This is a genomic window from Nocardioides sp. zg-1228 (assembly GCF_017086465.1).
Classification (GTDB): domain Bacteria; phylum Actinomycetota; class Actinomycetes; order Propionibacteriales; family Nocardioidaceae; genus Nocardioides.
This window is the reverse complement of sequence record NZ_CP070961.1, coordinates 3854283-3878063: the sequence shown is the minus strand read 5'-3', so window position 1 is coordinate 3878063 and position 23781 is coordinate 3854283. Positions and strand designations below refer to the sequence as shown.

Genomic DNA, 23781 nt, shown 5'->3' with positions numbered 1-23781 from the left:
ACCACCACCCCCAGGAGACCACCCGTGCGACTCGCCACCATCCTCGACCGCGGCGCCGACGTCCCGGTCCTCGTCGACCCCGAGCGCGGCGTCGTGCCGATCGCGTCGCTCACCGACCGGCCGGTGCCCTCGCTGCTGAGCGTCATCGAGGACGACCTCTACGACGACCTGGTGGCCGCCGCCGCCTCGGCCGGCGCCGAGTCGTTCCGCCCGTCCACCGACGTCACGTGGACCGCGCCCTACCGGCGCCCCCGCAAGATCTGGGGCATCGGGCTCAACTACGTCGACCACGCTGCCGATCTCTCCGAGTCGGTGCCCGACGAGCCGGCCTCCTTCATCAAGGGCGACCACACCATCATCGGCCAGGGCGACGACATCCCGATCCCGTCGCAGAGCGAGCGCACCACGGCGGAGGGCGAGCTGGGCCTGGTCATCGGGCGCGAGTGCCGCAACGTCTCCGAGGAGGAGGCCCTCGACCACGTCTTCGGCGTCACCACGATCCTCGACCAGACGGCCGAGGACATCCTCCAGCGCAACCCCCGCTTCCTCACCCGCTCCAAGAACTTCCCGGGCTTCTTCTCCTTCGGCCCCGAGATCGTGCCGATGGCCGAGGTCCTCGAGCGGTTCGGCTCGATCGGCGACGTCGAGGTGTCCACCGTCGTCAACGGCGACCAGGCGCGCACCAACACCGTCGCGCACATGCGCTACAGCCCGGCGTTCCTCGTCGCGTTCCACAGCGCGGTGATGCCGCTCTTCCCGGGCGACGTCATCTCCACCGGCACGCCCGGCGCGATCCACGTGCGCGCGGGCGACGTCGCGGAGTGCCGGATCCCCGGCATCGGCCGCCTGGTCAACCCGGTGGTCAGCGGCTGACGGGGGCCGGCCGGGCCAGCCGGTCGGCCACCACCGTCCACACGTCGGGGTCGAAGCCCATCCCGAGGTGGGTCGAGCCGACCTCGACGTGCTCGACCCCGGGGGTGGACCGGTCGAGGCACGCCTGCCACGCCACCACCCCGTCACGCCGCGAGAACAGCACCGTGAGCGGCACGCCGATCGGCGACGACGCGTCGAGACGGCGCGACACCCGGTCGGCGTCCGCGTCGGCCCCGGTGCCGGAGGCCCGGGCGACGCTGGTGTGTCGCGCGCCGCCGGTCACGGGCGTGCCGTAGGTGACCACGCGGCGTACGACGTCGGGGTGGCGGCGGGCGACCTCGCGCGCGATGACGCCGCCCAGGCTCCACCCGACCAGCGAGGCGGGGGCACCCGTCTCGTCCACGAGATCACGGACCCGCCGCGAGAGCCGCTCGACGTCGCGGCGCGGGTCGCCGGTGTTGGTGCCGAAGCCCCAGCCGCGGGCGTCGTAGCCGAGCCGCGACAGGTAGCCGCGCAGGGGTGCGCCGGTGAGCTCGGGCGCCTTCCACCCCGGGATGTCCACGACGAGGTGGCCGTCGCCGCGCGGTGCTGTCGCCAGCCGCGGGAGGGCGCCGACCAGGCGGGCGGCGTCGAGCGCCGAGCCCAGCTCGCCGAGCGTCGTACGCGCCGACGGTGGTCCGCTCGGGAGGCCGAGCCCCGCGGGGTCCGCGTGGTGCCGCGCCCGCGAGCGGGTGCCGGCGGCCGCCAGGAGGTGGTGCCCGGGGAGGGGGAGGCGTGCCATGTCGCGACTGTACGACGGGGGTGTCCGGCGGCGGCTGCGCCCGGCCCGGCGGCGTCGGCGTGGGCTACCCGGCGTCGACGACCTCGCCGTTGTGGGGCACCCGGCCGCCGAACGTGATCGGCACGGCGGCGGCCTGCGCGACGTCCGCGCGGTCCATCGCCTGGAGGTGGACGTGGGGCTCGGTGCTGTTGCCCGAGTTGCCGCACCGCCCGAGCACCTCGCCCACCTCCACCCGGTCGCCCGGCCGCACCTGGAGGCTGTCGCGTTGCAGGTGGCACACCGCGACCACCGGCCCCTCGGCCGTCCGGACGAGGACGTGGTTGCCGGCCAGCGCCTCCCACCCCGCAGCGACCCGGCGGCGCTGGGTGAGGGCGTAGCCCACGGACGGCAGGCCGCGGTAGGACGGGTGGTCGGTCGCCGTGCCGTGCACGCCCACGACCACGCCCGACACGGGGGCGAGGACGGGGCGCCCGAAGCCGGGGAACCGCTCGGCCGGCTCGGGGCGGACCAGCGACCCGATCGTGACGGGTGCGGTCCGCCCGCCCTCGTCGACCGGGACGAAGTCGATGGCGTACGAGGTGGCCAGCAGCGCGGTGCCGTGGCTGGGCACCCGGTCGGCGGGGCTGTTCTGGGTCAGCCAGCGCCCCGTGAACGGGAACGCGAGGTCCATGGGGGCTTGGTCAGCTCGACAGCGGCGAGGCCTTGCGGATGGCCCGCTTCGAGGTCTTCGCGCCCGCCTTGGCCGCCGAGACGACCCCTTGGCTCAACAGCGTCAGCCCGCCGCCGACCAGCCACACGTCCTTGGCCACCGCGATGCCCTCCTGGCTGGGGCGGATCCCGTCGTCGAGCGTCATCGACGGGGTCCTCAGGTACATCCCGACCAGGCTGCAGCCGAAGCCGGTCAGCGCGGCCCCGGCCACGGTCGCGGGGACCATGGGCGCCAGCAGCGCCGCCCCGACACCGATCTCGCTGTACGCGAGCAGCCGCGCGAACTTCGCCGGCTCCATGTCCTTGAACAGGGCGGGGTAGGCGCCGGCCGCGGCGCCGTGGAGGAACTGGGCCGTGCCCTCGTCGGCACCCAGCTTGCTGACGCCGGAGTTGAGGATGTAGGCACCGGTGGCGAGGCGAAGCGGGATCTGGGTGAGGGACACGGGCTCTCCTGGGTGGGTTTCGTGGACGGGCACTCGCTCTACCGTTACCCCCACGTGGCGCCCACACAACCCCGGGAGCCGATCGGTTTCGCGGGCGCGCTCGTGGGGAGGGTCCGCCCGTGGCACGCTGGGGCGGTGAGCGGTGAGCTGCCCCGGCCCGTGCGGGTCTTCACGCCGGCCGACCTGGCGCCGGGCGACCCGACGCCCGGCATGCACCGTGAGCTGGCCTTCGAGCTGCCCCTGCTGTGGGCCGGACAGGTCGCGACGGACCCCGGTGCCGTGTCTGGCTGGCACCACCACGAGCGCAACGAGTCGAGCCTCTACGTCGTGCGCGGGGTGCTGCGGCTGGAGTTCGAGGGCCACGAGGGCCACGTCGATGCCGGCCCCGGCGACTTCGTCCACGTCCCGGCCTGGACCGTCCACCGCGAGTCCAACCCCGGCCGGGAGCCGTCGCTGGCCGTGATCGCGCGCGTCGGTGGCGGTCTTCCGACCGTCAACGTCGACGGTCCGGCGGCTCGCTGACGCTCGGTCCGGCGTTCTCCTGGCCCCAGCGGCCGAGCGCGACGATCGCCTCGCGCAGGGCGAGCCCGCGGTCGGTGAGCGCGTACGCCCGGGTGTTGTGCCGCAGCGGCAGTCGGGTCAGGACGCCGGCCGCCTCGAGCTCGCGCAGGCGCGTCGCGAGCATGTTGGTCGGCACGCCCAGCTCGCGCTGCAGGTCGCCGTAGCGCTGGGGCCCGTCGAGCAGCCGCTCCACGATGAGCAGGGCCCACCGGGCCCCGACGACGCCGAGGGCCGCGGCGAGGTCGCTCACGCGGTCGGGTCGGCGTCCGGCTTCATCCAGAACGGGGAGTAGTGGTAGCCGTCGGGGTCGTCGAACTGTCGCTGGTACATGAAGGGGTAGTCGTCGGTGTCCCCGATCCGTCCGCCGGCGGCCCCGGCGCGCTCGACGACGGCATCGACCGCCTCGCGGCTGCCGAGGTCGAACGAGACCGTGACCTTGGAGGGCGTGTCGGGGGCGCCGACCAGCTCCTCGCTGCCGCCGACGCTCGCGTACATCTCGCGGCTGCCGAGCATGACGTACTGCTCGGGCGCGATCGCGAAGCACGACACGTTGTGGTCGGACATCTCCGGGTTGAGGGTCCACCCGAGGGCGGTGTAGAAGGCGGTCGCGCGCTCGACGCTGTCGACCGGGCAGGTGATGAAGAGGCTCATGGCATTGACACTTGCAAAATACAAGTGACGCGTCAAGGGGGTGGGGGAGACGGCTCAGGTCCGCAGCTGCGTCCACTGCCCCTCGGACACCACGCGGACCTCCCCGTCGACCACCGTGATCGCCGTCTGGTCGTCGATCGCGTAGGCCGGGTGGTCGATGCCGGTCACCCACTCCTCCGCCTCGGCCATCGAGTTGCCGGGCATGCCGTCGGGGTGCGCCGACCCTCCCGCCCCCGGCATCGCGGTGACCGATTTGGGTGATGGCGACCGGGTGCTGCCCGGGCGTAGGTTCGGACATCGGCCCTTCGAGCACCGGAGCCCACCATGCGCATCTCCCGGACGCCCACCACCTCCACCGTCGTCGCTGCCCTGCTCCTGGGACTCCTCGCCACGCTGACCGTGGCGGTCGGCGCCGCGACCGGCGCCGGTCGTACGTCCGCTGTCAAGGCGTGCGCCAGCAAGAGCGACGGCTCCCTCCGCCTCGTCGGCACGAAGAAGTCGTGCCGCAGGGGCGAGCAGGCGGTCACCTGGAACAAGCGGGGCGTCCCGGGCTCGGACGGCGTCGACGGGACCAACGGTGCTGCCGGCGCCGCAGGCGCTGCCGGCGAGCGGGGGCCGGCCGGGGCCCCGGGCGTGTCCGGCTACCAGATCGTGGAGCGGTCCACCCCGGTCGACGGGTTCTTCCTCGGGAGCGCCGAGGTCGCCTGCCCCGCCGGGAAGAGGGTGGTCGGCGGTGGCGTCAGCGCGCTCAACGCGGCGGGACGGGACGTCGGGACGAGCACCTTCCTGGTCCGCGCCGAGTACCCGTCGGCGGACGGATCCAAGTGGGGCGCCATCGTCGAGAACGGCAGCGGCACCGTCGTCAGCCGGTTCGTGATCCGCGCCATCTGCGTCACCGCCCTGGACTGAGCGTCAGCCTCTGGCGTCGCGTCGCTCCTGCAGACGCGCGCGGGCCTCGGGCAGGTAGGCCAGGCACGGCGCCTCGGCGTCGGGGTGCTTGGACGTGAGGTGCAGGATCCATCGGTCCATCGCGGCCATGTAGCCGTTGTCCTCGCCCGGCCGGCGCGTGCCCCAGGCGCGGGTGCCGGTGCCGGGCCGCGGCACCTCGCACTGCGTGCACGAGATCGTGTAGGCGTACGAGCCGTCGGGGCTCTCGTCGATGCGGACCACGGCCAGCGGTCCCGCCTCGGCGCTGGCCTTGCGCTGTCGGGCAGATCGGGTGGCGGGCACAGGGGACCTCGGTTCGTGCTCGGGGATGGCCGTCCCAGCCTAGGCACCGGCGGAGGTGCCGAGCTGCGGGGGCAGCGGTACGCCTCTCGGGCGGATGCCGTCCTCCGCTCTCGCCTACGCTGACGCCATGCTCGTGAGCGGCCTCGCCATCCACCCCGTCAAGAGCACGGCGATCCGGCCGGTGGACAGCGCGCGGGTCCTGCTCGGCGGCCTCGAGAGCGACCGGACGTGGATGGTGGTCGACGGCGAGGGGACGATGGTCACCGCCCGCGAGGCGCACTCCCTGTTCAGGATCGTCGCCGACACGCCGGCCACCGATCCCGCGCTGCAGCGAGGGCTGCGGCTGCGCGCCGACGAGATGCCGGACCTGCTCCTGGACCCGCCGAGCGGGGAGCGGGTGCGCACCCGGCTGTTCGGCCAGCAGCTCGAGGGCGTTCCCGCCGGCCGAGAGGCTGACGCGTGGCTCCGGGCGGTGCTGGGCCGCGAGGACGTCCGCCTGCTCTGGTGCGACGAGCCGACCCGGCGCAGCCTGGACCCCGAGCACTCCCGGCCTGAGGACTTCACGGCGTTCGCCGACGGCTATCCGGTCACCATCGCGTCGCTCGCCTCCCTGCGCCAGCTCAACGACTGGATCGCCGAGGGTGCGGTCCAGCGCGGCGAGGACCCGCCCCCGCCGCTTCCGATGGAGCGCTTCCGGCCCAACATCGTGGTGGACGGCGACCAGCCCTTCGCCGAGGACCACTGGAGCTCGGTGGTCATCGGGGACGTGCGGCTCCGGGCCGCCAAGCTCAATGCCCGGTGCGTGATGACGACGCTCGATCCCGACTCGCTGCAGACGGGCAAGGAGCCGATCCGCACCCTGGCCAAGCACCGGCGGGTCGGTCGCAAGACCCTGTTCGCGGTCAACCTGATCCCGGACACCACCGGTCAGATCAGCGTCGGCGATCCCGTCGAGGTCCGCTGAGGCCGTACGCGGGCAGGGCGGACCGATGCCTCGCCTGCGCCGTTGACCCTTCCTATGGGGCGGGAGGCGGTGCGACGGCAGGCGGGGGTCGTTCTCGGGAGCGTTGGGTGACGACGTCGTCGAGGTAGCGCACGACAACAGCCAGCACTGCTGTCACCGGGACTGCGAAGAACGCACCGGTGACGCCGAACAGGGTGCCGCCGAGGGTGACCGCGAGCAGCACCACGGCCGCGTGCAGGTCCATCGACTTCGACTGGAGGAACGGCGAGAGCACGTTGCCCTCGAGCTGTTGCACGGCGACGACCAGCGCCAGGACGAGGAGAGCGCCGGTCGTGCCGTTGGAGACGAGCGCGATGAGCACGGCGAGGAGGCCGGACGCGAACGCGCCCACGATCGGGATGAATCCGGCGAAGAACGTGATGATGGCGAGTGGCACCGCCAGCGGCACGCCGATGAGGAGCAGCCCGCCGCCGATCAGCACGGCGTCGATCAACGAGACCAGCGCCTGGGTGCGGATGAACCCGCCCAGGGTGTCCCAGGCCCGTTGCCCGACGGACTGCAGGTGGTGTCCCGCGGTGTGCCCCGCCAGGCGACCGACCCAGGGCAGGAAGCGCCTCCCGTCCTTGAGGAACAAGAAGCTGAGGATGAGAACGAGCACGAGGTTGATGACGCCGTTCGTGACTGCTGAGACGCCGGTGAGGACTCCGGAGGCGATGCTGCTGGCGGAGCCCGCGAGCCGTTCCTGCAGTGCCTGCAGGGCGGCGTCGATCTGCTCCTTCGACACGAAGTCCGATTCCTGGACCCACTCCTGCACGCGTTCGAGTCCGTCACTGGCGCTGTCGACGATGTCCCCACTCTGTGCCGCCACGGACGGCGCGATGGTGAAGCCCACCGCGACGACGATCGCGACTGCGCCGAGCAACGTCGCGGCGGCTGCCAGGGCGTTCGGCAGGTGCGCCTTGGTCCGCAGGAACCTGGCGACGGGCGACAGGACGGTGCACAGGACCAGTGCCATCAGCACCGGGAAGAGGATGACCCAGGCATATCTGATGACATATCCCAGGAGAACCGCGCCGAGAACGATGGCAGCCAGCCGCAGGCTCCAGCGTGCGGTCCAGGCCACACCCGCACCGATGGTCTCCTCCCGCGACGGCGGGTACGACGGCACCGCGACGGGTGGGGTCGGCGGAGCAGTCTGTGGGTCGGGGGGAGGCGGAGCCTGCGAGCCGCGCCCGGACGAGAGCTTCCTGGTGAAGAGCTTCACGCCATGAGTATCCATCTGGACGGCGCATGAGCGGCACGCCTGTGCGGGTGCCGATCTGCTGGTGTCCAGGTGATCGTCCGCCGTCGGGGCGGGTCAGCGCACCGGGCCGTCCTCCGCGGCGGTGATCTGCGCGATCGGGGTGGGCGGGGACGCCGTCGGAAGGTCGACCCGAAGCAGCGCGCCTCCGCGTGCGGAGCGGGCGGCGGTCACCCGGCCGCCGTGGGCGGCGACGACCCGCTGCACGATCGACAGGCCGAGGCCGGATCCGGGCAACGCCCGGGCGCTGTCGGCCCGGTAGAACCGGTCGAACACCCGCGGCAGGTCGGCGGCGTCGATGCCCGGCCCGGCGTCGTCGACCTCGAGCACCGCGGACGCGCCTTCGGCACGGAGCCTGACCTGGACCTGCTCGTCCGCAGGGGACCACTTGCCGGCGTTGTCGATGAGGTTGAGGACCGCCCGCTGGAGCGCGGCGGGACGCCCGCCCACCCACACGGAGGTCACGTCGAGCGCGATCTCGACGTCGGGCGCGCGGGAACGCGCCAGGGCCGCGGCGGCCACCACCACGTCGGCGAGGTCGAGCAGCTCGGCGCTCTCGTCGGTGATGTCACCACGCGCCAGGTCGGTGAGCTCGGCGGCAAGGGTGCTCAGCTCGGCCACCTGGGCGCCGAGGTCGTTGAGCAGCCGGGTCCGGCTCTCCGCCGGCAGTGCGCTGTCCAGGGTCCCGCGCCGATCGAGCCGGATCAGCAGCTCGACGTTGAGGCGCAGGCTGGTGAGCGGGGTCTTGAGCTCGTGGGCGGCGTCCTCGGCGAGCAGCCGCTGGGCCCGACGGGAGTCCCGGAGCGCGGCGAGCATGTCGTTGATCGACCGGATCAGCCGCCGGATCTCCCCACCGCCCTCGTCGGGGATGTCGGCGTCGAGATCCCCCGTGTCCGCGACACGCACCGCGGCGGCGGTCAGCCGGTCGATCGGTGCCAGCCCGGCCCGCGCCACGGTCCGCCCGACGAAGGCGCCGCCGACCACGCAGAGCAGCCCGACCATCAGCATGCCGAACCCGAACCGGTTGATCGGGCTGTCGTCGGCGGCGCGGGCCACCTGGACCGCACCGGCACCCGCCCGCCGGGTGTGGATCACGTAGCCCTCCTCGGGGTCGTCCGACTCCATCAGGCCGGCCGGCGCGACCCGCCGGGCCTGCTCGGTGACCGGGGGCAGGGCGGGCTGGCCGGCCGGCGTCCGGGTCGAGCCGTCGGGCAGGAGGACCCGCACCAGGCGACCGGATCCGGGATACGGCGGCAGCTCCACCTGAGCCAGACCGGCGCGCTCGGCGGCCGTCGCCAGGACGCGGGAGTCGGCGCGCAGCTGGTCCTCGAGGCTGTCCCGCAGCTCCCGGTCCAGCAGCTCGCTGGCCAACTGGAAGGCCACGAACACGCTGACCGCGATGGCCGTCGCCGCGATCACCGTCAGCCTGGTCCGCAGGGACCGCCCGCGCCACCACCGGGTCAGCCGGCGCGGCTCCCGGCCCGTGGGTCTGCTCATGGAGGAGTCTCGCGCAACGCGTAGCCCAGGCCGCGCAGCGTGAAGATCAGTCGCGACTGACCCCCGGCCTCCATCTTGCGGCGCAGGTAGCTCACGTAGACCTGGAGGTTGTTGGCGGTGGCGCTCATGTCGAAGCCCCAGATCGCCTCGAACAGCATCTCGCGGGTCACCACCCGGGTCGCGTTGGCCATGAGCACCTGCAGGAGGGAGAACTCCGTCCGGGTCAGGCGCAGCGGCCGCCCGCCGCGCCACGCCTCGAACCTGTCGGGATCGAGGCGGACGTCGGCGAACGACAGGACCTGCGACTCCTCGTCGGTCGCCGTGCGTCGGCGAAGCAGGGCCCGCACCCGGGCCAGCAGCTCCTCGGTGGCGAACGGCTTGGGCAGGTAGTCGTCGGCGCCCGCGTCCAGCCCCTCGACGCGGTCGGAGACCTGGTCACGAGCGGTCAGCATCAACACCGGCAGGTCCTGGCCCGCGGCTCGCAACCGCCTGCAGGTCTCGATCCCGCCGAGGCGGGGCATCATCACGTCGAGGATCAGCAGGTCCAGCGGGTCACTGCCGGCCCCCCCGACCCCGTCGAGGACGGCGAGACCGTTGGCGACGGTGCTGGTGTCATAGCCCTCGACCCGGAGCACGCGCTCCAGCGATTCACGGATGGCGGCCTCGTCGTCCGCGATCATGATCCGCACGCCGGCCCGCCCTCTCCCGTCGATGCTCCTGCCGCTCATTGTCCCCGATCCACCTGCCCCGTGTTCGCCTCATCAGGGCTCGCGGGGGGAGACCGTCATGATGCCGATGCACATCTCGTCGCCGGTGCCGTCGCCCCACACCACGTAGCGCGGCGGCAGCTTGCTCAGCTGGGGCACCTGCTGGCGCAACCCGGCGTCGTGCGTGCACGTCACCCGCAGGGTGTCCCCCGCATCGACCTCGACGGGCGACGGCAGCCTCACCATGTGCTGGTCGTCGAAGTCGAACTGCGGCACGTCCAGCAGGACCTTGGCCTGCGGCGTGCCCGGGTTGAGCTCGACCTTCAAGGACCGCCCGAGCATGTGCATGTGACCGAAACCGGCGAACACGGTCACCGGCTCCTCCACCACGTGGTCGCAGACCTGGGTGTCACCGGGCGTCGGCACGCCGCCCTCGTTGCACTCCTCCACCTGCTCGTCCGCGAACTCGCCGACCTCAGGCCCGAACCGCTTCGTCACGTCCGCGATCGAGGCCGCCCGGTCACACAGCGGACCCGACTCGCCCGCGGCACAGGGCAGGTCGGTCGGCGCGTCGAGCGACCACGTCTCGAGCTCCCGTGTCTGCGGCGTTCCGTCCGTCAGGCGCAGGCGCACCGCCGAGCGGTCCGACCCGGCCGGCTCGCCGTCGGTCGCGAGCAGGTTGTAGTGCATCTGGAAGACGATCAGGCTGCCCGGCTCGAGCTTGAAGCCGGCGTCCTGGTCGAGCAGCGTCTCGGCGGCGCCCGGCGCCCAGGTGTCCACCCACGCCGCGCCCGGGTCGGCGCCCTCGTCGTCGTCCTCCACGTCGGCTCCCTCGACGCCGGTCCCGCCGAAGCACCGCCAGCCGAGGCCGGGAGTCCTCGCGTCCTGCTCGCGCACCGCGTCGGCGTCGCGCGGCGGCACGGCGTACACGATGCCGTGGTGCGCGATGGCGACGTTCTCCGGCATGACCTGGGTCCCGGTCAGGAACGCCTCCTCGGTCAGGCCCGGATCGAGCACCTGGCACCGGTACTCGTCCAGGGCGCCCTCCGGCGGCTCGGGCGTGTAGGCCTCCGCCATCCTCAGCTCGACGAACCGCTCGCCGGCGCGCAGCGGCTGCGGGGGAGCCGACGACCCGCCCGCGTGCATGCTGTGCGAGGCGTCTCCGGGGGGCGCCGTGTCGTCGTCGGCGTCCGAGCTGCAGGCGGCGACGGCCAACGCCGTCGCGAGCACCGTGGTGGCCGCCGTGAACCTCCGCCATGCACCGGACGGCGCCGCGTTGACTGCCATGACTGGCCTCCTGCTTCGTAGTGCCTCGTCTGTCTGAGGCCTACGTCCTACCGAGCGAAACTTAGACACCTGTTAGAGCGATGAGACGGCCCGGAGTCGGTCTCGGGCCCCTCAGGTCAGAGGATGGAGCGGCCTCCGCCGCGACCCGGACCCAGTGTCAGTGGGCCCTGGAAGAGTGTCTCCATGACGGCGATGGCACACGTCGACGACCACAGTGGTCCGACCACATCGGCAGGTCCGGCGCGAGTGGCTCAGTCGCCGCGCAGGCGCGAGTAGCCGTGCTGGAGGGCGTCGGACGCGCCGACCACGGTGAGCACGGCCGCGGCGGCACGGGTCGGCCGGGGCGCGAACGCCATCCCGGCGACGTAGGCCGTGCCCACCCAGACGCCCAGGCAGAACGGGCAGGTCAGCAGCTCGCCCACGGTGTGGCGTACGCCGTGCTCGCCGCGCGACGACTCCACGTGCTCGCCCGATCCCGCGGCCGCGTCGAACTCGGTGAACGGCGCGCGCAGCGGGCTGGCGACCGACGAGCGGCTGAGCAGCCGCGTCAGCTTGTGCGTGGCGATCCCGCCGAGGGTGAGGTCCGTGAGGGAGTAGCGCTCGGGGAGCGAGCGTCCCGTGCCGCGGCCGAGGAGCAGCAGCCCGCCCACTGCGGCGACGTAGACCGCCATGCTGCCGGTGTAGCCGCGGAGGTCGACTGCGCCGTCCGGGTCGTAGCGGGAGGCGTCGAGGAGCTGGGTCATGCGCGTCCGTACCCCGTACCCGCCCCGACGATGACACGTGTGCCGGCCGATCAGGTCACAGCGGCCGGAGCCGGGCTCAGGAGTCGTGCAGCCGCGTCGCGACCTCGCGGCGCAGCACCTTGCCCATCGGGTTGGTCGGCAGCTCGTCCATGAAGACGACCCGGCGCGGCACCTTGTAGGGCGTCAGGCCCTCGCGGGTGTGGGCGCGCAGCTCGTCGGGCTGCACCGGCACCCCCTCCACGAGCACCACCGCGGCGACGACCTCCTCGCCGCCGTCCTCGTGCGGCATGCCGACGACCGCCACGTCGACGACGCCGGCATGGGTGCGGAGCACCGCCTCGACCTCGGAGGGATAGACGTTGAACCCCCCGGTGATGATGATCTCCTTGATGCGGTCGACGATCGTCAGGAAGCCGTCGGGCGACATGGTGACCACGTCACCGGTGCGGAACCAGCCGTCGTGGAACGCCACGGCGGTCTCCTCGGGCATCCCGCGGTATCCGGAGAAGACCTGCGGGCCCCGCACCAGCAGCTCGCCGCGCTCGCCCTGCGGGACGTCGCGGTCGAGGTCCTCGGGGTCGGCGACGCGGATCTCGACGTCGGGGAAGGGCACGCCGATCGAGCCGGGCCGGCGCGCCTTCGTCATCGGGTTGCCGACGATCACCGGCGAGGTCTCGGTCAGGCCGTAGCCCTCGACGAGCAGCCCTCCGGTGGCCGCCTCCCACCGCTCCACGAGCGCGGCCGGCAGCGGCATCGCCCCCGAGAGGGCGTAGCGGATGCCGCGGATCGAGACGTTGCGGCGCTCGGCCTCGTCGACGATGCGCTGGTAGAGCGGCGGCACGGCGGGCACGAAGCTCGGCACGTCGCGCTCGATGGCCTCCATGATCAGCCCGATCTCGGGCTTGGGCAGCAGCACCAGCTTGGCGGCCAGGCTCACCCCGAGCAGCACGCTGACGGTCACGCCGTAGGCGTGGAACATCGGCAGCGCGACGAGGAACGTCTCGGTGCCCTCCTGCAGGCCCGAGACCCAGACGCGGCCCTGGAGCACGTTGGCGACGAGGTTGCGGTGCCGCAGCGGCACGCCCTTCGGCACGCCGGTCGTGCCGGAGGTGTAGAGCAGCAGAGCGACGTCGTCCTTGCCGGGGCGGGGGTGCGACGCGTCGATCGGCTCCGCGGACGCCAGCTCGGACCACTGCGTGGCCTGCGGGGCGGGCGAGGTCAGCTGGTCGCGGGCCGCGCGCGCCTTCGCGATCGGCAGGCGCAGCGCGAGCCGCTTGGTCCACGGCAGGCGGGTGGTCATGTCGACGGCGACGATCCGCTCGAGCGGGGTCTCGCCGACGAGTCCCTCGACGACGGGCACGACCTTGTCCCACACGATCGCGACGCGGGCGCCGTGGTCGGCGAACGGGTAGCGCAGCTCGGCCGCGGTGTAGAGCGGGTTGTGCTCCACCACGGTCGCGCCGAGGCGCAGCACCGCGACGAACGCGATGACGTTCTGCGGGCAGTTGGGCATGACCAGCGCGACGTTGTCGCCGGGGCGTACGCCGAGCGCGTGCAGGCCGCCGGCGACGCGCTGCACCTCCTCGTCGACCTCGGCGTAGGTCGACTCCCGGCCCAGGAAGTCGAGTGCCGGCCGGTCCGGGTGGTCGCGCACCGCGCTCTCCCACAGGTCGAGGACCGTGGTGTCGCCGTAGTCGAGGTGCAGGGGCACTCCGGGTGCGTAGGAGTCTGCCCAGAGGGGTTGTCGAGCAGGCACGGCTTTCCTCGCGTTCGGGTGTCGCGGGACGGGGATCGCGACTGCTTCCAAGATATCGCTCGGACAGCAGGGTCCGGCAGGGCGTACCCGCTCCTGCCCCGCACCGCGACCTCGAGAGCAGTTCGGTCCCTCCGGTGGGGACCAAGGACCCTGACCCGCGTGCCGGTGAGCACGCAGGCTGGAGTCAGCACCAGACGCAGACCAGGAGGTCACCATGTACGCCAGCACCAGCACCGCCCACCCCGCCGACGCCGTCGCCCGAGTCATGGTGTGGCCCGTGGCCACGGTGGGCACGGCGACGTCCCTGCTGGAGGTCGCCGAGGCGCTCGCCGCGGAGGGGGTCGGTGTCGTCGCCGTGGTGCACAACGACCGTCTCGCCGGACTGGTGTCCGAGCGCGACGTCGTGCAGCACCTCGCCCAGGGCGCCAACCCCGAGCACGTGACGGCCGCCGACGTGATGAGCGTCGATCTCGTCACCGTGGGCCCCGACGACCACGTGCTCGACACCGCCCGCCGGATGGTGGAGGCCGATGTGCGGCACCTGCCGGTGATGGACGGCGACGAGATCGCCGGCATCGTCTCGATGCGCGACCTCTTCGGTGTGATCGTCGCCGCCGCCGCCCCGTGGGAGTGAGCCGGGGCCTCGAGCCGGTGGAGTGAGCCGCTCACCCCTCCCGGATCACAGCGCGGCCACCACCTCGGTGCCCTGCTTGATCGCCCGCTTGGCGTCGAGCTCGGCGGCGACGTCGGCGCCGCCGATCAGGTGCACCGCGGGTGCGTGCGTCGCCTCGTGGTCGAGGTCGTCGTAGAGGTCGCGCACGGAGTCCTGGCCGGCGCACACCACGATCGTGTCGGCCTCGAGCACGCGGGAGGCGCCGTCGACGGTGACGTGGAGGCCCTCGTCGTCGATGCGGTCGTAGGTCGCCCCGCGGACCTGGGTCACGTGTGACTGCTTGAGCACCGCGCGGTGCGCCCAGCCCGACGTCTTGCCGAGGCCGATGCCGATCGGCGTGGTCTTGCGCTGCACCAGCGTCACCTCGCGGGCGGGGGTGCGCGGCTTGGCCTCGGTGAGTCCGCCCTCGTGCAGCGCCGGGTCGCCGACGCCCCAGTGGGCCATCCAGTCCTCGAGGTCCTCCTCCTCGTGGGTGAGGAAGACGCTCACGTCGACGCCGATGCCGCCGGCGCCGATCACGACCACGCGGCGGCCAGGGACGACCGCGCCGCTCAGCACGTCGGCGTACGACGCCACGCTGGGGTGGTCGATGCCGGGGATCTCCGGCATCCGCGGCTCGACGCCCGTCGCGACGACGACCTGGTCGAAGCCGGCGAGGTCGGCGGCGGTCGCGGCGGTCGAGAGGCGTACGTCGACGCCGAGGACCTCGAGGCGACGGGTGAAGTAGCGCAGCGTGTCGGCGAAGTCCTCCTTGCCCGGCACGGCCATCGCCAGGCGGAACTGGCCGCCGAGCTCGGGCGACTTCTCGAAGAGCGTCACCGCGAAGCCGCGCTCGGCGGCGCTGGTCGCCGCGGCGAGGCCGGCGGGACCGGCGCCGACGACGGCCACCGTCTGCGTGCGGAGCGTGGGCATCAGCACCAGCTCGGTCTCGTGGCAGGCGCGCGGGTTGACCAGGCACGAGGCGCGCTCGTTGCTGAAGACGTGGTCGAGGCAGGCCTGGTTGCAGGCGATGCAGGTGTTGATCTCGTCGGCCCGCTCGTCCATCGCCTTGGCGACGAAGGCGGGGTCGGCCAGCAGCGGGCGCGCCATCGAGACGAGGTCGGCCTCCCCGGCGGCGAGGATCTCCTCGGCCAGCTCGGGGGTGTTGATCCGGTTGGAGGCGCAGACGGGGACGTCGACGAGCTCCTTCAGGCGGGCGGTGTGCGCGCGCCACGCGCCGCGGGGCACCTGGGTGATGATCGTCGGCACCCGCGCCTCGTGCCAGCCGATGCCGGTGTTGAAGACGGTGACGCCGGCGGCCTGCAGGTGCAGGGCGAGCTCGGCGGTCTCCTCCCAGGTCTGGCCGCCCTCGACGAGGTCGAGCAGCGAGATCCGGTAGACGAGGGGGAAGTCGGCGCCGACCAGCTCGCGGGAGCGGCGTACGACCTCGACCGCGAAGTGCATCCGGCGCGCGGGGGAGCCGCCCCACGCGTCGTCGCGGTCGTTGGTGCGCGCGGCGAGGAACTGGTTGATCAGGTAGCCCTCGGAGCCCATGATCTCGACCGCGTCGTAGCCGGCCTTGCGGGCCAGCGCGACGCTCTTGGCGAAGGCGGTCGCGGTGCGGTCGACCTCCTTGCTCGACATGGCGCTGGGCCTGAAGGGCGTGATCGGCGACTTCTTGTCCGACGCGCTCTGCGAGAGCGGGTGGTAGCCGTAGCGCCCGGCGTGGAGCACCTGGAGCGCGATCGCGCCGCCGGCCCCGTGGACCGTCTCGGTGATCCGCTGGTGCCGCATCGCGTGGAGGCGGTTGGACATCTCGCTCGCGAACGGCTTGAGCCAGCCGCGCTTGGTGGGGGCGTACCCGCCGGTGATGATCAGGCCGACGCCGCCGCGCGCCCGCTCCTCGAAGAACGCCGCGAGCTTGTCGATGTCCCACGGGTGGTCCTCGAGCCCGGTGTGCATCGAGCCCATGACGACGCGGTTGCGCAGCGTCAGCGCGTCGGGCCCGGCGCCGAGGGTGATCGGCTCGAGGAGGTGGGGGTAGCGGGGGTGGGTCATGTCAGTCCCTCTGGTGGGCCCTGTCGTGGGCGTGCAGGTAGTCGGTGATCCAGTCGATCCAGAAGCGCTCCAGGCGGATGCCGCCGCGCAGCACCAGCCACTGGTCGAGCCCGGCCTCGTCGAGGGCGTCCGGGTCGGGGAACTGCTCGCGCTCGAGCGCCTCGTAGTGCGCGAGCCGGGTGGCGTGGTCGGCGCGCGCGTCGGCGAGGTGGGCGCTCAGCACCGCCCGGTCGCCGTACGACGCGCCGCGCAGCTTGACGGCCAGCTCGCTGCGGAAGGTCTCCATCGGCATGGGCGTGGCCAGCCACTCCGCGAGCACCCGCCGGCCCTCGGCCGACGGGGTGTGGACCCGCTTGTCGGGGCGGCCGTCCTGCTCGACCACCTCCACGGCGACCCAGCCGTCGGCCTCCATCCGCGCCAGCACCCGGTAGATCTGCTGGTGGGTGGCGTGCCAGAAGAAGCCGATCGACTTCTCGAACCTCCGGGTCAGCTCGAGCCCGCTCGCCGGGCGCTCGCTCAGCGCGACGAGGAGGGCGTGCTCGAGGGCCATGCGCGCATCGTGCCCGACCTATGCAACGAGTTGCAAGCCTCGTACGCTCGGGCGAAGGGCGCGCGCGGGCGGAGATCGTGGAGCTTCCGAGTCACCGGGTGGCTCGGATCCACCACGATCTCCCCGTCGAGGCGAGGGGGGTTGGTCCGCGTCGTCGGGCTCGTCCTGCTCCGCGAGCTCGCGGCTCGGCGTCGCCCTTCGGCTCACTCGAAGCCCGGGGGCACGTGGGTCAGGCGCTCCTCGGTGGTGAGGCCGTCGTGCGGGGTGCCCGCGTCGTGCCACGGCGCGCCGTGAGCCAGCCACTCGGCGCGGTAGGCCCGGGCGCCCGCGGGCGTGACGTCCTCGTAGCCGGCCTCGACCTCGCAGCACGGACAGATGTCGAAGTCCGGGCTCCGCCCGTCGTCCCCCCACGGCGGAGACGGCCACCGGTAGCCGCAGGCTCGGCAGTTGTGCTCGTCCCCGGCCGCGCGCAGGTGCGCCCGCAACGGCTTCAGGGCCGTCATTGCTGCCGGATGCACCTCGTCGCCGAACACGGTGAACCTGATGAGCTCGAGGTCGCCCTCGACGTTGCGCACGACCCTCGCCACCTCGGACGAGCCGGGCGAGTCGGTGCGCTCGAGCAGCGTCACGACGGACTGGAGCCCGGCCTGGAGCGTCTCCAGGTCGATCTCGTGGGCGGCGAAGGCGCGCACGGTCTCGGCAGTCGCGGCCAGCAGGGTCTGGTTGCTCATCAGGTGTCCCTCGTGATCACGGTGATGGCGATGTCGTCCTCGGTGACGATACGCACGCCGCCGCGCTCGTAGATCTCACCGATCGCCCCGGCGGGCGTCCGCACCGTGCCGGGCGTGACCGTGCCGAGCGGGTGGTCGCGGACGCGCGACCGGCGCGACCCTGACAGCGGTGGTGTCATGATCGGGCCATGACGTACGAGCTGGGGCAGGGCACCGGACCGTTGCGGGGCGTGCGGGTGGTCGAGGTCGCCGGCATCGGCCCGGGTCCGCACGCGTGCATGATCCTGGCCGACCTCGGCGCCGACGTGATCCGCATCGACCGGCCGGGCGGCGGGATGTTCGCGATGGGCGCGAAGGACGTGATGGCCCGCGGGCGGCCGAGCGTGGCCCTCGACCTCAAGCACCCCGACGCGGTCGCCACCGTGCTCGACCTGGTCGAGCAGGCCGACGTCCTCGTCGAGGGGATGCGCCCGGGCGCGATCGAGCGCCTCGGGCTCGGCCCCGACACCTGCCACGCCCGCAACCCGCGCCTGGTCTTCGCGCGGATGACCGGCTGGGGCCAGGACGGCCCGTGGAGCGGGGCCGCCGGGCACGACATGAACTACGTCGCGGTCAGCGGCGCGCTCCACGGCCTGGGCCAGGACCGCGACCGGCCGCACTTCCCGAGCAACCTCCTCGGCGACTTCGGCGGTGGCTCGACCTACCTCGTCATCGGCGTCCTCGCCGCGCTCCTCGAGGCGCGCGCCAGCGGACGCGGCCAGGTGGTGGACGCCGCGATCGTCGACGGCACCGCCCACCTCAACGCGATGGCCTCCACGTTCGCCGCGATCGGCCTCGCCACCGGCACCCGCCGCTCGGGCCTGCTCGACGGCGGCACCCCCTGGTACGACCTCTACGAGACCGCCGACGGCCGGCACGTGAGCGTCGGCGCGCTCGAGCCGCAGTTCTGGGCCGCGCTCGTCGAGCGCATCGGCGTCGACCTGCCCGACCGCGACGACCCGGCCAACCACGCCGAGATCCGGGACGCGCTGACCCGGCGGTTCAAGGAGCGCACGCAGGCCGAGTGGTGCGAGGTCTTCGACGGCACGGACGCCTGCGTCGCGCCCGTCGTACCCCTGTCCGAGGCCCCCGCCCACCCCCACCTCGCCGCCCGCGGCACCTTCGTCGAGCGTGACGGGGTCACCCAGCCGGCGCCCGCGCCGCGCTTCTCGCGCACCGCCCCCACCCTGGGCCTCGCGCCGGCGCTGCCGGGGCAGCACACCCGCGAGGCGCTGGAGGCGTGGGGCGTACGCGATGTCGACCGGCTGCTCGCCGACGGCGCGGCGGCGCAGGCGTGAGGCCCTTCCTCTTCCTCGGCACCCGCGCGGAGGACGACGTCGCCCAGCAGGAGTACGACGCGGTGCTGGCCGGCTGCGGCCTGCGCCCCGACGAGCTGGTGCGCGTCCGGCTCGAGGCCGAGCCGCTCGGCGAGGTCGACCTCGCCGCGTGGTCCGGGATCATCCTCGGCGGCGGCCCCTTCAACGTCTCCGACCCCGAGGACGTGAAGTCGCCGGCGCAGCGCCGGGCCGAGGCCGAGCTGCACCGGCTCGCCGAGCGGGCGGTCGCGGCCGACTTCCCGTTCCTCGGCGCCTGCTACGGCATCGGGGTGCTCGGCACTCTGGGCGGCGGCGTCGTCGACCGGACGTGGGGCGAGCCCATCGGCGCCCTGCCCGTGGGGCTCACCGAGGCCGGCCGCGCCGACCCCCTGTTCGGTGTGATGCCGGCGGAGTTCCTGGCCTACCTCGGTCACAAGGAGGCGGTCTCGCGGCTGCCCGACGGCGCGGTGCTGCTCGCCTCGACGCCCACCTGCCCCGTCCACGCCTTCCGGATCGGACGCCACGTCTACGCCACGCAGTTCCACCCCGAGCTCGACGCCGTCGCGATCTGCGACCGCATCGACGCCTACAGCGCCCACGGCTACTACGAGCCGCACGAGCAGGAGCACCTCAAGTCGGCCGCCCGCGAGGCGATGGTCGCCGAGCCGGTGCGGCTGCTGGCCAGGTTCGTCGAGCTCCACGCCCGCGCCTGAGCCCGTCTCTGGGAGGGTGAGGCGGTGGACGTCGACACGCACCCGGTCGCGGCGCGCCGCGCGCGCCTCGCCGTGCCGGTGGTCGTCGTCGCCCAGCTGCTCGGCACGTCGCTGTGGTTCAGCGCCAACGCCGCGGCCTCCGATCTCCGCGAGGTCTGGGACCTGACCGACGCGGGCCTGGGCAGCCTCACCGTCGCCGTGCAGTCGGGCTTCGTCCTCGGCACGCTCCTCGCGGCGGTGACCAGCCTGCCCGACCGCTTCCCGGCGAGCCGGATCTTCGCGGTCGCCTGCGTGCTCGGCGCGGGCAGCAACGCCGGCTTCGCGCTGCTCGCCGACGGCACGGCCGAAGGGGTGGCGTGGCGGTTCGTCACCGGACTCAGCCTGGCCGGCATCTACCCGCTGGGGATGAAGCTCGTCGTCTCCTGGTCCCCCGACCGCGCCGGCGAGGCGCTCGGCTGGCTCGTCGGCATGCTCACCCTCGGCACCGCCCTCCCGCACCTGATCACCTCGCTCGGCCTCGGCTGGCAGTGGCGGGCCGTCGTCCTCACCTCCTCGGTGCTGGCCCTCGTGGCCGGCGTCGTGGTGCTGCTGCTCGGCGACGGGCCCCACCTGCCGCGCGGAGGTGCCGCCGGGCTGCGCCCCGGCGCCGTGCTCCAGGCGTTCCGGGTGCGGGGCTACCGGGGTGCGGCGCTGGGCTACTTCGGGCACATGTGGGAGCTCTACGCCTTCTGGACCCTCGTGCCGCTGCTGCTGCTCGACCTCCTCGGCGACCGCGGCACGACCCTCAACGGCTGGGCGTTCGCGGTGATCGGGGCGGGGGCGCTCGGGTCGGTCGCCGGGGGCTGGTGGAGCCGGCGCGTCGGCGGCGTACGCGTGGCCGCGACCGCGCTGTCCGTCTCCGGCGCCGCCTGCCTGGTCTACCCGCTGGTCGCGCGCGCCCCGGTCGCGCTCGCGCTGGCGCTGCTGCTCGTGTGGGGCGTCGCGGTCGTCGCCGACTCGGCCCAGTTCTCCGCGCTGTCGGCCCGGGCGTGCCCGCCCCACCTCGTGGGCAGCGCGCTCGCCATCCAGAACGGCCTGGGCTTCGGCCTCACCATCGGTGCCATCGCGCTGACCGTCGCGCTGGTCGGCGACCTCGGGCCGCTGGTGTCGCTGCTCCTGCTGCCCGGCCCGGTGCTCGGGCTCGCGGCGATGGCGCGCAACCTGCGCTGACCTGTCACTCGTCGTCACGCCATGGGCCCGCGTCACCTACCCTCGGGACGTGAGCAGTCGCGAGCACGTCGACGTGCTGATCATCGGGGCCGGGCTGTCGGGCATCGGCGCGGCCGCGCACCTGGCCACCGACCTGCCGCAGACGACGTACGCCGTGTGGGAGCGCCGCGACGCCAGCGGCGGCACGTGGGACCTCTTCCGCTACCCGGGCGTGCGCTCCGACTCCGACATGCACACGCTGGGCTACCGCTTCCGGCCGTGGCGCGGCGACACGGCGCTGGCCGACGGCGCCTCGATCCTGGCCTACCTGCGCGACACCGCGCGCGAGCACGGCGTCGACCGCCACATCCGCTACGGGCACCGCGTCGTCGCGGCGGACTGGGACTCGAGCGCCGCACGGTGGACGGTGACCGCCGAGGTCGACGGCGAGCGGCGCACCATCACCGCCGGCTTCCTCTGGGCGTGCAGCGGCTACTACGACTACGACGCCGGCCACGCCCCGCACTTCGAGGGACAGGAGCGCTTCGGCGGCCGGCTCGTGCACCCGCAGCGCTGGCCCGACGACCTCGACCACACCGGCAAGCGCGTGGTCGTGATCGGCTCGGGCGCCACCGCCGTCACCCTCGTGCCCGCCCTCGCCGACACGGGCGCCGCGCACGTCACCATGCTGCAGCGCTCGCCGACCTACGTCCTCCCGGTGCCGGCCACGGACGGGGTGAAGGGGCGGCTGACCAGGCTGGTGGGGGAGGACCGCTCCTACGTCGTGACCCGCTGGAAGAACATCGCGCTGCAGGCCGCGCTCTACCGCGCGAGCCGCCGCCGCCCCGACCTCGTGCGCCGCTTCGTGCGCCGGGTCAACGTGGCGCAGCTGCCGGCCGGCTACGCCGTCGACACCCACTTCAACCCGGCCTACGACCCGTGGGACCAGCGGATGTGCCTGGTGCCCGACGGCGACCTGTTCCGGGCCATCGGCGACGGACGCGCGGAGGTCGTCACCGACCGCATCGCCACCTTCACCGAGACCGGCGTGGAGCTGGAGTCGGGGCGGCGGCTCGAGGCCGACGTGGTCGTGACGGCCACCGGCCTGTCGCTGCAGGTCTTCGGCGGCGCCGAGCTCAGCGTGGACGGCGAGACCGTCGAGCCCCGCGACACGATGGCCTACCGGGCGATGATGCTGTCCGGGGTGCCCAACTTCGCCTTCACGATCGGCTACACCAACGCCTCCTGGACGCTCAAGGCCGATCTCGTCAGCGAGTACGTCGTCCGGCTGCTGACGCGGATGCGCGCCACCGGGGAGCGCTCGGTGGTGCCGGTGCGCGACCCGTCGGTCGAGGAGGTCCCGCTGATGGACTTCGACGCGGGCTACATCCAGCGGGTGGTCCACACGCTGCCGCGCCAAGGCACCGTCGCCCCGTGGACGCTGCGGCAGAGCTACCTCCACGACGCCCGCACGATCCGCCGCGCGCCCCTCGACGACGGGGTCCTGGACTGGTCGTGAGAGCCGCTTTCATGGAAGCGCTCTCACATTCCGGATCGGTTTTGTCCGCAAGCCGTTGACAGGTCATGTGACCGTCGTCATAGTTGCTGGCGGACGGAAGTGGAAGCGCTCTCACACCGCTCACGTCCACCTCCCGGCCGGGCGACCAGCCCGGCACCCCGCAGGACGGCAGGAGTGCAGTGGTGCAGACAGCAAGCAGGACCCAGCGGACCCGGCGGGTGCGACTCGCCTCGAGCGCACTGATGGCGCTCACCCTCGCGACGACCGCGGCCGCGTGCAGCAACGACGACGACTCCGACGGATCGAGCGCCGATGGCGCGACCACGATCACCGTCGCGACGTTCAACGAGTTCGGCTACGAGGACCTCATCGAGGAGTGGAACGCCGACAACGACGACATCAAGATCAAGCAGGTCAAGGTCGGCACCTGGGACGACGCCAAGGCCAACCTCTACACCAAGCTGGCGGCGGGCTCCGGCCTCTCCGACATCGAGGCGATCGAGGGCGACGCGATGCCCGCGATCATGGCCGAGAGCGGCGCCTTCGTCGACCTCACCGACCCCGAGCTCGAGGGCCGCTGGCTCGACTGGAAGGCCGAGGCCGGCACCAACGCCGACGGCCAGATGATCGGCTACGGCACCGACGTCGGGCCGGAGAGCATCTGCTACCGCGCCGACCTGTTCAAGAAGGCCGGCCTGCCCACCGACCGCGAGGAGGTGGCCAAGCTGATGGGGACGTGGGACGACTACTTCGCGACCGGCGAGAAGTTCGTCAAGGCGATGCCCGGCACCGCGTGGTACGACTCCTCCGGCGCGCTCGCGCAGGCGATGCTCAACCAGGTCGAGTACCCGTTCGAGACCGACGAGGCCACCATCGACGTGGACAACCCCGAGCTCCAGGCGGTGTGGACCGCCGTCACCGACAACATCGAGAGCGGGCTGTCGTCCAAGATCCCGCAGTGGAGCGACGACTGGACCGCGCAGTTCCAGGACGACGGCTTCGCCACGATCGCCTGCCCCGGCTGGATGATGGGCATCATCGAGGGCAACTCCGAGGGCGTCGAGGGATGGGACATCGCCAACGTCTTCCCCGGCGGTGGCGGCAACTGGGGCGGCTCGTTCCTCACCGTCCCGGCGCAGGGCGACAACATCGAGGAGGCCAAGGAGGTCGCCGCCTGGCTGACCGCCCCCGAGCAGCAGGCCAAGGCGTTCGAGGCCGTGGGTGCGTTCCCCAGCCAGGTCGAGGCGCAGGACGCCCCGGAGGTCAAGGAGGCGGTCAACGAGTTCTTCAACGACGCGCCCATCGGCACCATCACGGCCGAGCGCGCGGCGGCGATCACGGTGCAGCCGTTCAAGGGCCCGAAGTACTCCGACATCCTCTCCGCGTTCCAGGCCGCCATCCTGCGCGTCGACGACGGCTCGCAGGACCCCGACACGTCGTGGGAGCAGTTCCTGACCGACGTCGAGGCCCTGGGCTGACCCGGCCCCGGGCACCCCACCACCCGATCGGCGAGA

Annotated in this window: 27 protein-coding genes; 10 read left to right on the top strand and 17 right to left on the bottom strand. The window is 73.1% G+C overall.

What is annotated here, in order from left to right; genetic code table 11:
• Positions 1–24 precede the first annotated feature (24 nt).
• Entirely contained in the window at positions 25–873 is an 849-nt protein-coding gene (locus JX575_RS18660) for a fumarylacetoacetate hydrolase family protein (protein ID WP_186339534.1), read from the top strand.
• Here JX575_RS18660 and JX575_RS18655 read toward each other — a convergent pair.
• The 3 genes from JX575_RS18655 to JX575_RS18645 form a co-directional block, all read right to left on the bottom strand.
• Positions 863–1654, bottom strand: coding sequence for an alpha/beta fold hydrolase (locus tag JX575_RS18655; RefSeq protein ID WP_186339533.1), 792 nt, complete (start codon positions 1652–1654; stop codon positions 863–865). The two genes, JX575_RS18660 and JX575_RS18655, sit on opposite strands and share 11 nt — an antisense overlap.
• Positions 1655–1718: 64 nt before the next feature.
• Positions 1719–2324, bottom strand: a complete 606-nt coding sequence (locus JX575_RS18650) for a M23 family metallopeptidase (protein WP_186339532.1) — start codon at positions 2322–2324, stop codon at positions 1719–1721.
• A gap of 10 nt (positions 2325–2334) precedes the next feature.
• Entirely contained in the window at positions 2335–2805 is a 471-nt protein-coding gene (locus tag JX575_RS18645; protein ID WP_186339531.1) for a hypothetical protein, read from the bottom strand.
• 135 nt (positions 2806–2940) lie between these two features.
• Between JX575_RS18645 and JX575_RS18640 the strand changes: the two genes are divergently transcribed.
• Positions 2941–3327 carry a cupin domain-containing protein gene (locus JX575_RS18640; protein WP_206054451.1) on the top strand — a complete coding sequence of 129 codons (387 nt, stop codon included), beginning with the start codon at positions 2941–2943 and terminating at the stop codon, positions 3325–3327.
• On the opposite strand, the gene JX575_RS18635 is transcribed toward JX575_RS18640, so the two are convergent.
• From JX575_RS18635 to JX575_RS18625, 3 genes are read right to left on the bottom strand one after another with little or no spacing between them, the layout of a single operon-like run.
• Positions 3299–3616: a helix-turn-helix domain-containing protein gene (locus JX575_RS18635; protein WP_186339530.1), complete on the bottom strand. Its 318-nt coding sequence runs from the start codon at positions 3614–3616 to the stop codon at positions 3299–3301. The two genes, JX575_RS18640 and JX575_RS18635, sit on opposite strands and share 29 nt — an antisense overlap.
• Positions 3613–4017 (bottom strand): VOC family protein, encoded by a 405-nt coding sequence (locus JX575_RS18630; RefSeq protein WP_186339529.1) that lies wholly within the window; start codon positions 4015–4017, stop codon positions 3613–3615. The genes JX575_RS18635 and JX575_RS18630 overlap by 4 nt, the downstream gene beginning before the upstream one ends.
• A gap of 54 nt (positions 4018–4071) precedes the next feature.
• Positions 4072–4221, bottom strand: a complete 150-nt coding sequence (locus JX575_RS18625) for a hypothetical protein (protein WP_206054450.1) — start codon at positions 4219–4221, stop codon at positions 4072–4074.
• Between the two features lie 120 nt (positions 4222–4341).
• On the opposite strand from JX575_RS18625, the gene JX575_RS18620 reads away from it, so the two are divergent.
• A complete protein-coding gene (locus JX575_RS18620; protein WP_186339528.1) occupies positions 4342–4926 on the top strand; it encodes a hypothetical protein in 585 nt (194 codons plus the stop codon).
• 3 nt (positions 4927–4929) lie between these two features.
• On the opposite strand, the gene JX575_RS18615 is transcribed toward JX575_RS18620, so the two are convergent.
• On the bottom strand, positions 4930–5247 hold the full coding sequence (locus JX575_RS18615; RefSeq protein ID WP_186339527.1) for a hypothetical protein: 318 nt from the start codon (positions 5245–5247) through the stop codon (positions 4930–4932).
• A 127-nt stretch (positions 5248–5374) separates the two neighbouring features.
• On the opposite strand from JX575_RS18615, the gene JX575_RS18610 reads away from it, so the two are divergent.
• Positions 5375–6211: an MOSC N-terminal beta barrel domain-containing protein gene (locus tag JX575_RS18610; protein ID WP_206054449.1), complete on the top strand. Its 837-nt coding sequence runs from the start codon at positions 5375–5377 to the stop codon at positions 6209–6211.
• A gap of 52 nt (positions 6212–6263) precedes the next feature.
• Here JX575_RS18610 and JX575_RS18605 read toward each other — a convergent pair whose 3' ends face one another.
• The 6 genes from JX575_RS18605 to JX575_RS18580 all read right to left on the bottom strand — a co-directional run bounded on the left by JX575_RS18605 (position 6264) and on the right by JX575_RS18580 (position 13501).
• Complete coding sequence (locus JX575_RS18605) at positions 6264–7475, bottom strand: AI-2E family transporter (protein ID WP_186339525.1); 1212 nt, start codon at positions 7473–7475, stop codon at positions 6264–6266.
• A gap of 93 nt (positions 7476–7568) precedes the next feature.
• Entirely contained in the window at positions 7569–9008 is a 1440-nt protein-coding gene (locus tag JX575_RS18600; RefSeq protein ID WP_186339524.1) for a HAMP domain-containing sensor histidine kinase, read from the bottom strand.
• Positions 9005–9697 (bottom strand): response regulator transcription factor, encoded by a 693-nt coding sequence (locus JX575_RS18595; protein WP_313960514.1) that lies wholly within the window; start codon positions 9695–9697, stop codon positions 9005–9007. Before JX575_RS18595 ends, JX575_RS18600 begins: the two co-directional genes overlap by 4 nt.
• 72 nt (positions 9698–9769) lie before the next feature.
• Entirely contained in the window at positions 9770–11002 is a 1233-nt protein-coding gene (locus JX575_RS18590) for a monooxygenase (protein WP_186339522.1), read from the bottom strand.
• A gap of 251 nt (positions 11003–11253) precedes the next feature.
• Positions 11254–11745, bottom strand: coding sequence for a DUF1360 domain-containing protein (locus JX575_RS18585; RefSeq protein WP_186339521.1), 492 nt, complete (start codon positions 11743–11745; stop codon positions 11254–11256).
• Between the two features lie 76 nt (positions 11746–11821).
• A complete protein-coding gene (locus tag JX575_RS18580; protein ID WP_277395304.1) occupies positions 11822–13501 on the bottom strand; it encodes a long-chain-fatty-acid--CoA ligase in 1680 nt (559 codons plus the stop codon).
• A gap of 214 nt (positions 13502–13715) precedes the next feature.
• Here JX575_RS18580 and JX575_RS18575 point away from each other — a divergent pair, with 214 nt between their 5' ends.
• Complete coding sequence (locus tag JX575_RS18575; protein WP_186339519.1) at positions 13716–14135, top strand: CBS domain-containing protein; 420 nt, start codon at positions 13716–13718, stop codon at positions 14133–14135.
• 45 nt (positions 14136–14180) lie between these two features.
• Here JX575_RS18575 and JX575_RS18570 read toward each other — a convergent pair whose 3' ends face one another.
• The 4 genes from JX575_RS18570 to JX575_RS18555 all read right to left on the bottom strand — a co-directional run bounded on the left by JX575_RS18570 (position 14181) and on the right by JX575_RS18555 (position 17671).
• Positions 14181–16211 (bottom strand): NADPH-dependent 2,4-dienoyl-CoA reductase, encoded by a 2031-nt coding sequence (locus tag JX575_RS18570; protein ID WP_186339518.1) that lies wholly within the window; start codon positions 16209–16211, stop codon positions 14181–14183.
• A 1-nt stretch (position 16212) separates the two neighbouring features.
• Positions 16213–16761: a PadR family transcriptional regulator gene (locus tag JX575_RS18565; RefSeq protein WP_186339517.1), complete on the bottom strand. Its 549-nt coding sequence runs from the start codon at positions 16759–16761 to the stop codon at positions 16213–16215.
• A gap of 203 nt (positions 16762–16964) precedes the next feature.
• Positions 16965–17492 (bottom strand): hypothetical protein, encoded by a 528-nt coding sequence (locus tag JX575_RS18560; RefSeq protein WP_186339516.1) that lies wholly within the window; start codon positions 17490–17492, stop codon positions 16965–16967.
• Complete coding sequence (locus JX575_RS18555; protein ID WP_186339515.1) at positions 17492–17671, bottom strand: hypothetical protein; 180 nt, start codon at positions 17669–17671, stop codon at positions 17492–17494. Before JX575_RS18555 ends, JX575_RS18560 begins: the two co-directional genes overlap by 1 nt.
• Positions 17672–17680: 9 nt before the next feature.
• Here JX575_RS18555 and JX575_RS18550 point away from each other — a divergent pair, with 9 nt between their 5' ends.
• The 5 genes from JX575_RS18550 to JX575_RS18530 all read left to right on the top strand — a co-directional run bounded on the left by JX575_RS18550 (position 17681) and on the right by JX575_RS18530 (position 23745).
• Complete coding sequence (locus JX575_RS18550) at positions 17681–18829, top strand: CaiB/BaiF CoA-transferase family protein (RefSeq protein ID WP_186339514.1); 1149 nt, start codon at positions 17681–17683, stop codon at positions 18827–18829.
• Positions 18826–19560, top strand: a complete 735-nt coding sequence (locus JX575_RS18545; RefSeq protein WP_186339513.1) for a glutamine amidotransferase — start codon at positions 18826–18828, stop codon at positions 19558–19560. Before JX575_RS18550 ends, JX575_RS18545 begins: the two co-directional genes overlap by 4 nt.
• Positions 19561–19584: 24 nt before the next feature.
• Positions 19585–20769: an MFS transporter gene (locus JX575_RS18540; protein WP_186339512.1), complete on the top strand. Its 1185-nt coding sequence runs from the start codon at positions 19585–19587 to the stop codon at positions 20767–20769.
• Between the two features lie 49 nt (positions 20770–20818).
• Positions 20819–22267 carry an NAD(P)/FAD-dependent oxidoreductase gene (locus JX575_RS18535; protein WP_186339511.1) on the top strand — a complete coding sequence of 483 codons (1449 nt, stop codon included), beginning with the start codon at positions 20819–20821 and terminating at the stop codon, positions 22265–22267.
• A gap of 179 nt (positions 22268–22446) precedes the next feature.
• Positions 22447–23745, top strand: coding sequence for an extracellular solute-binding protein (locus JX575_RS18530; RefSeq protein ID WP_241005254.1), 1299 nt, complete (start codon positions 22447–22449; stop codon positions 23743–23745).
• The last annotated feature ends 36 nt before the right edge of the window (positions 23746–23781 follow it).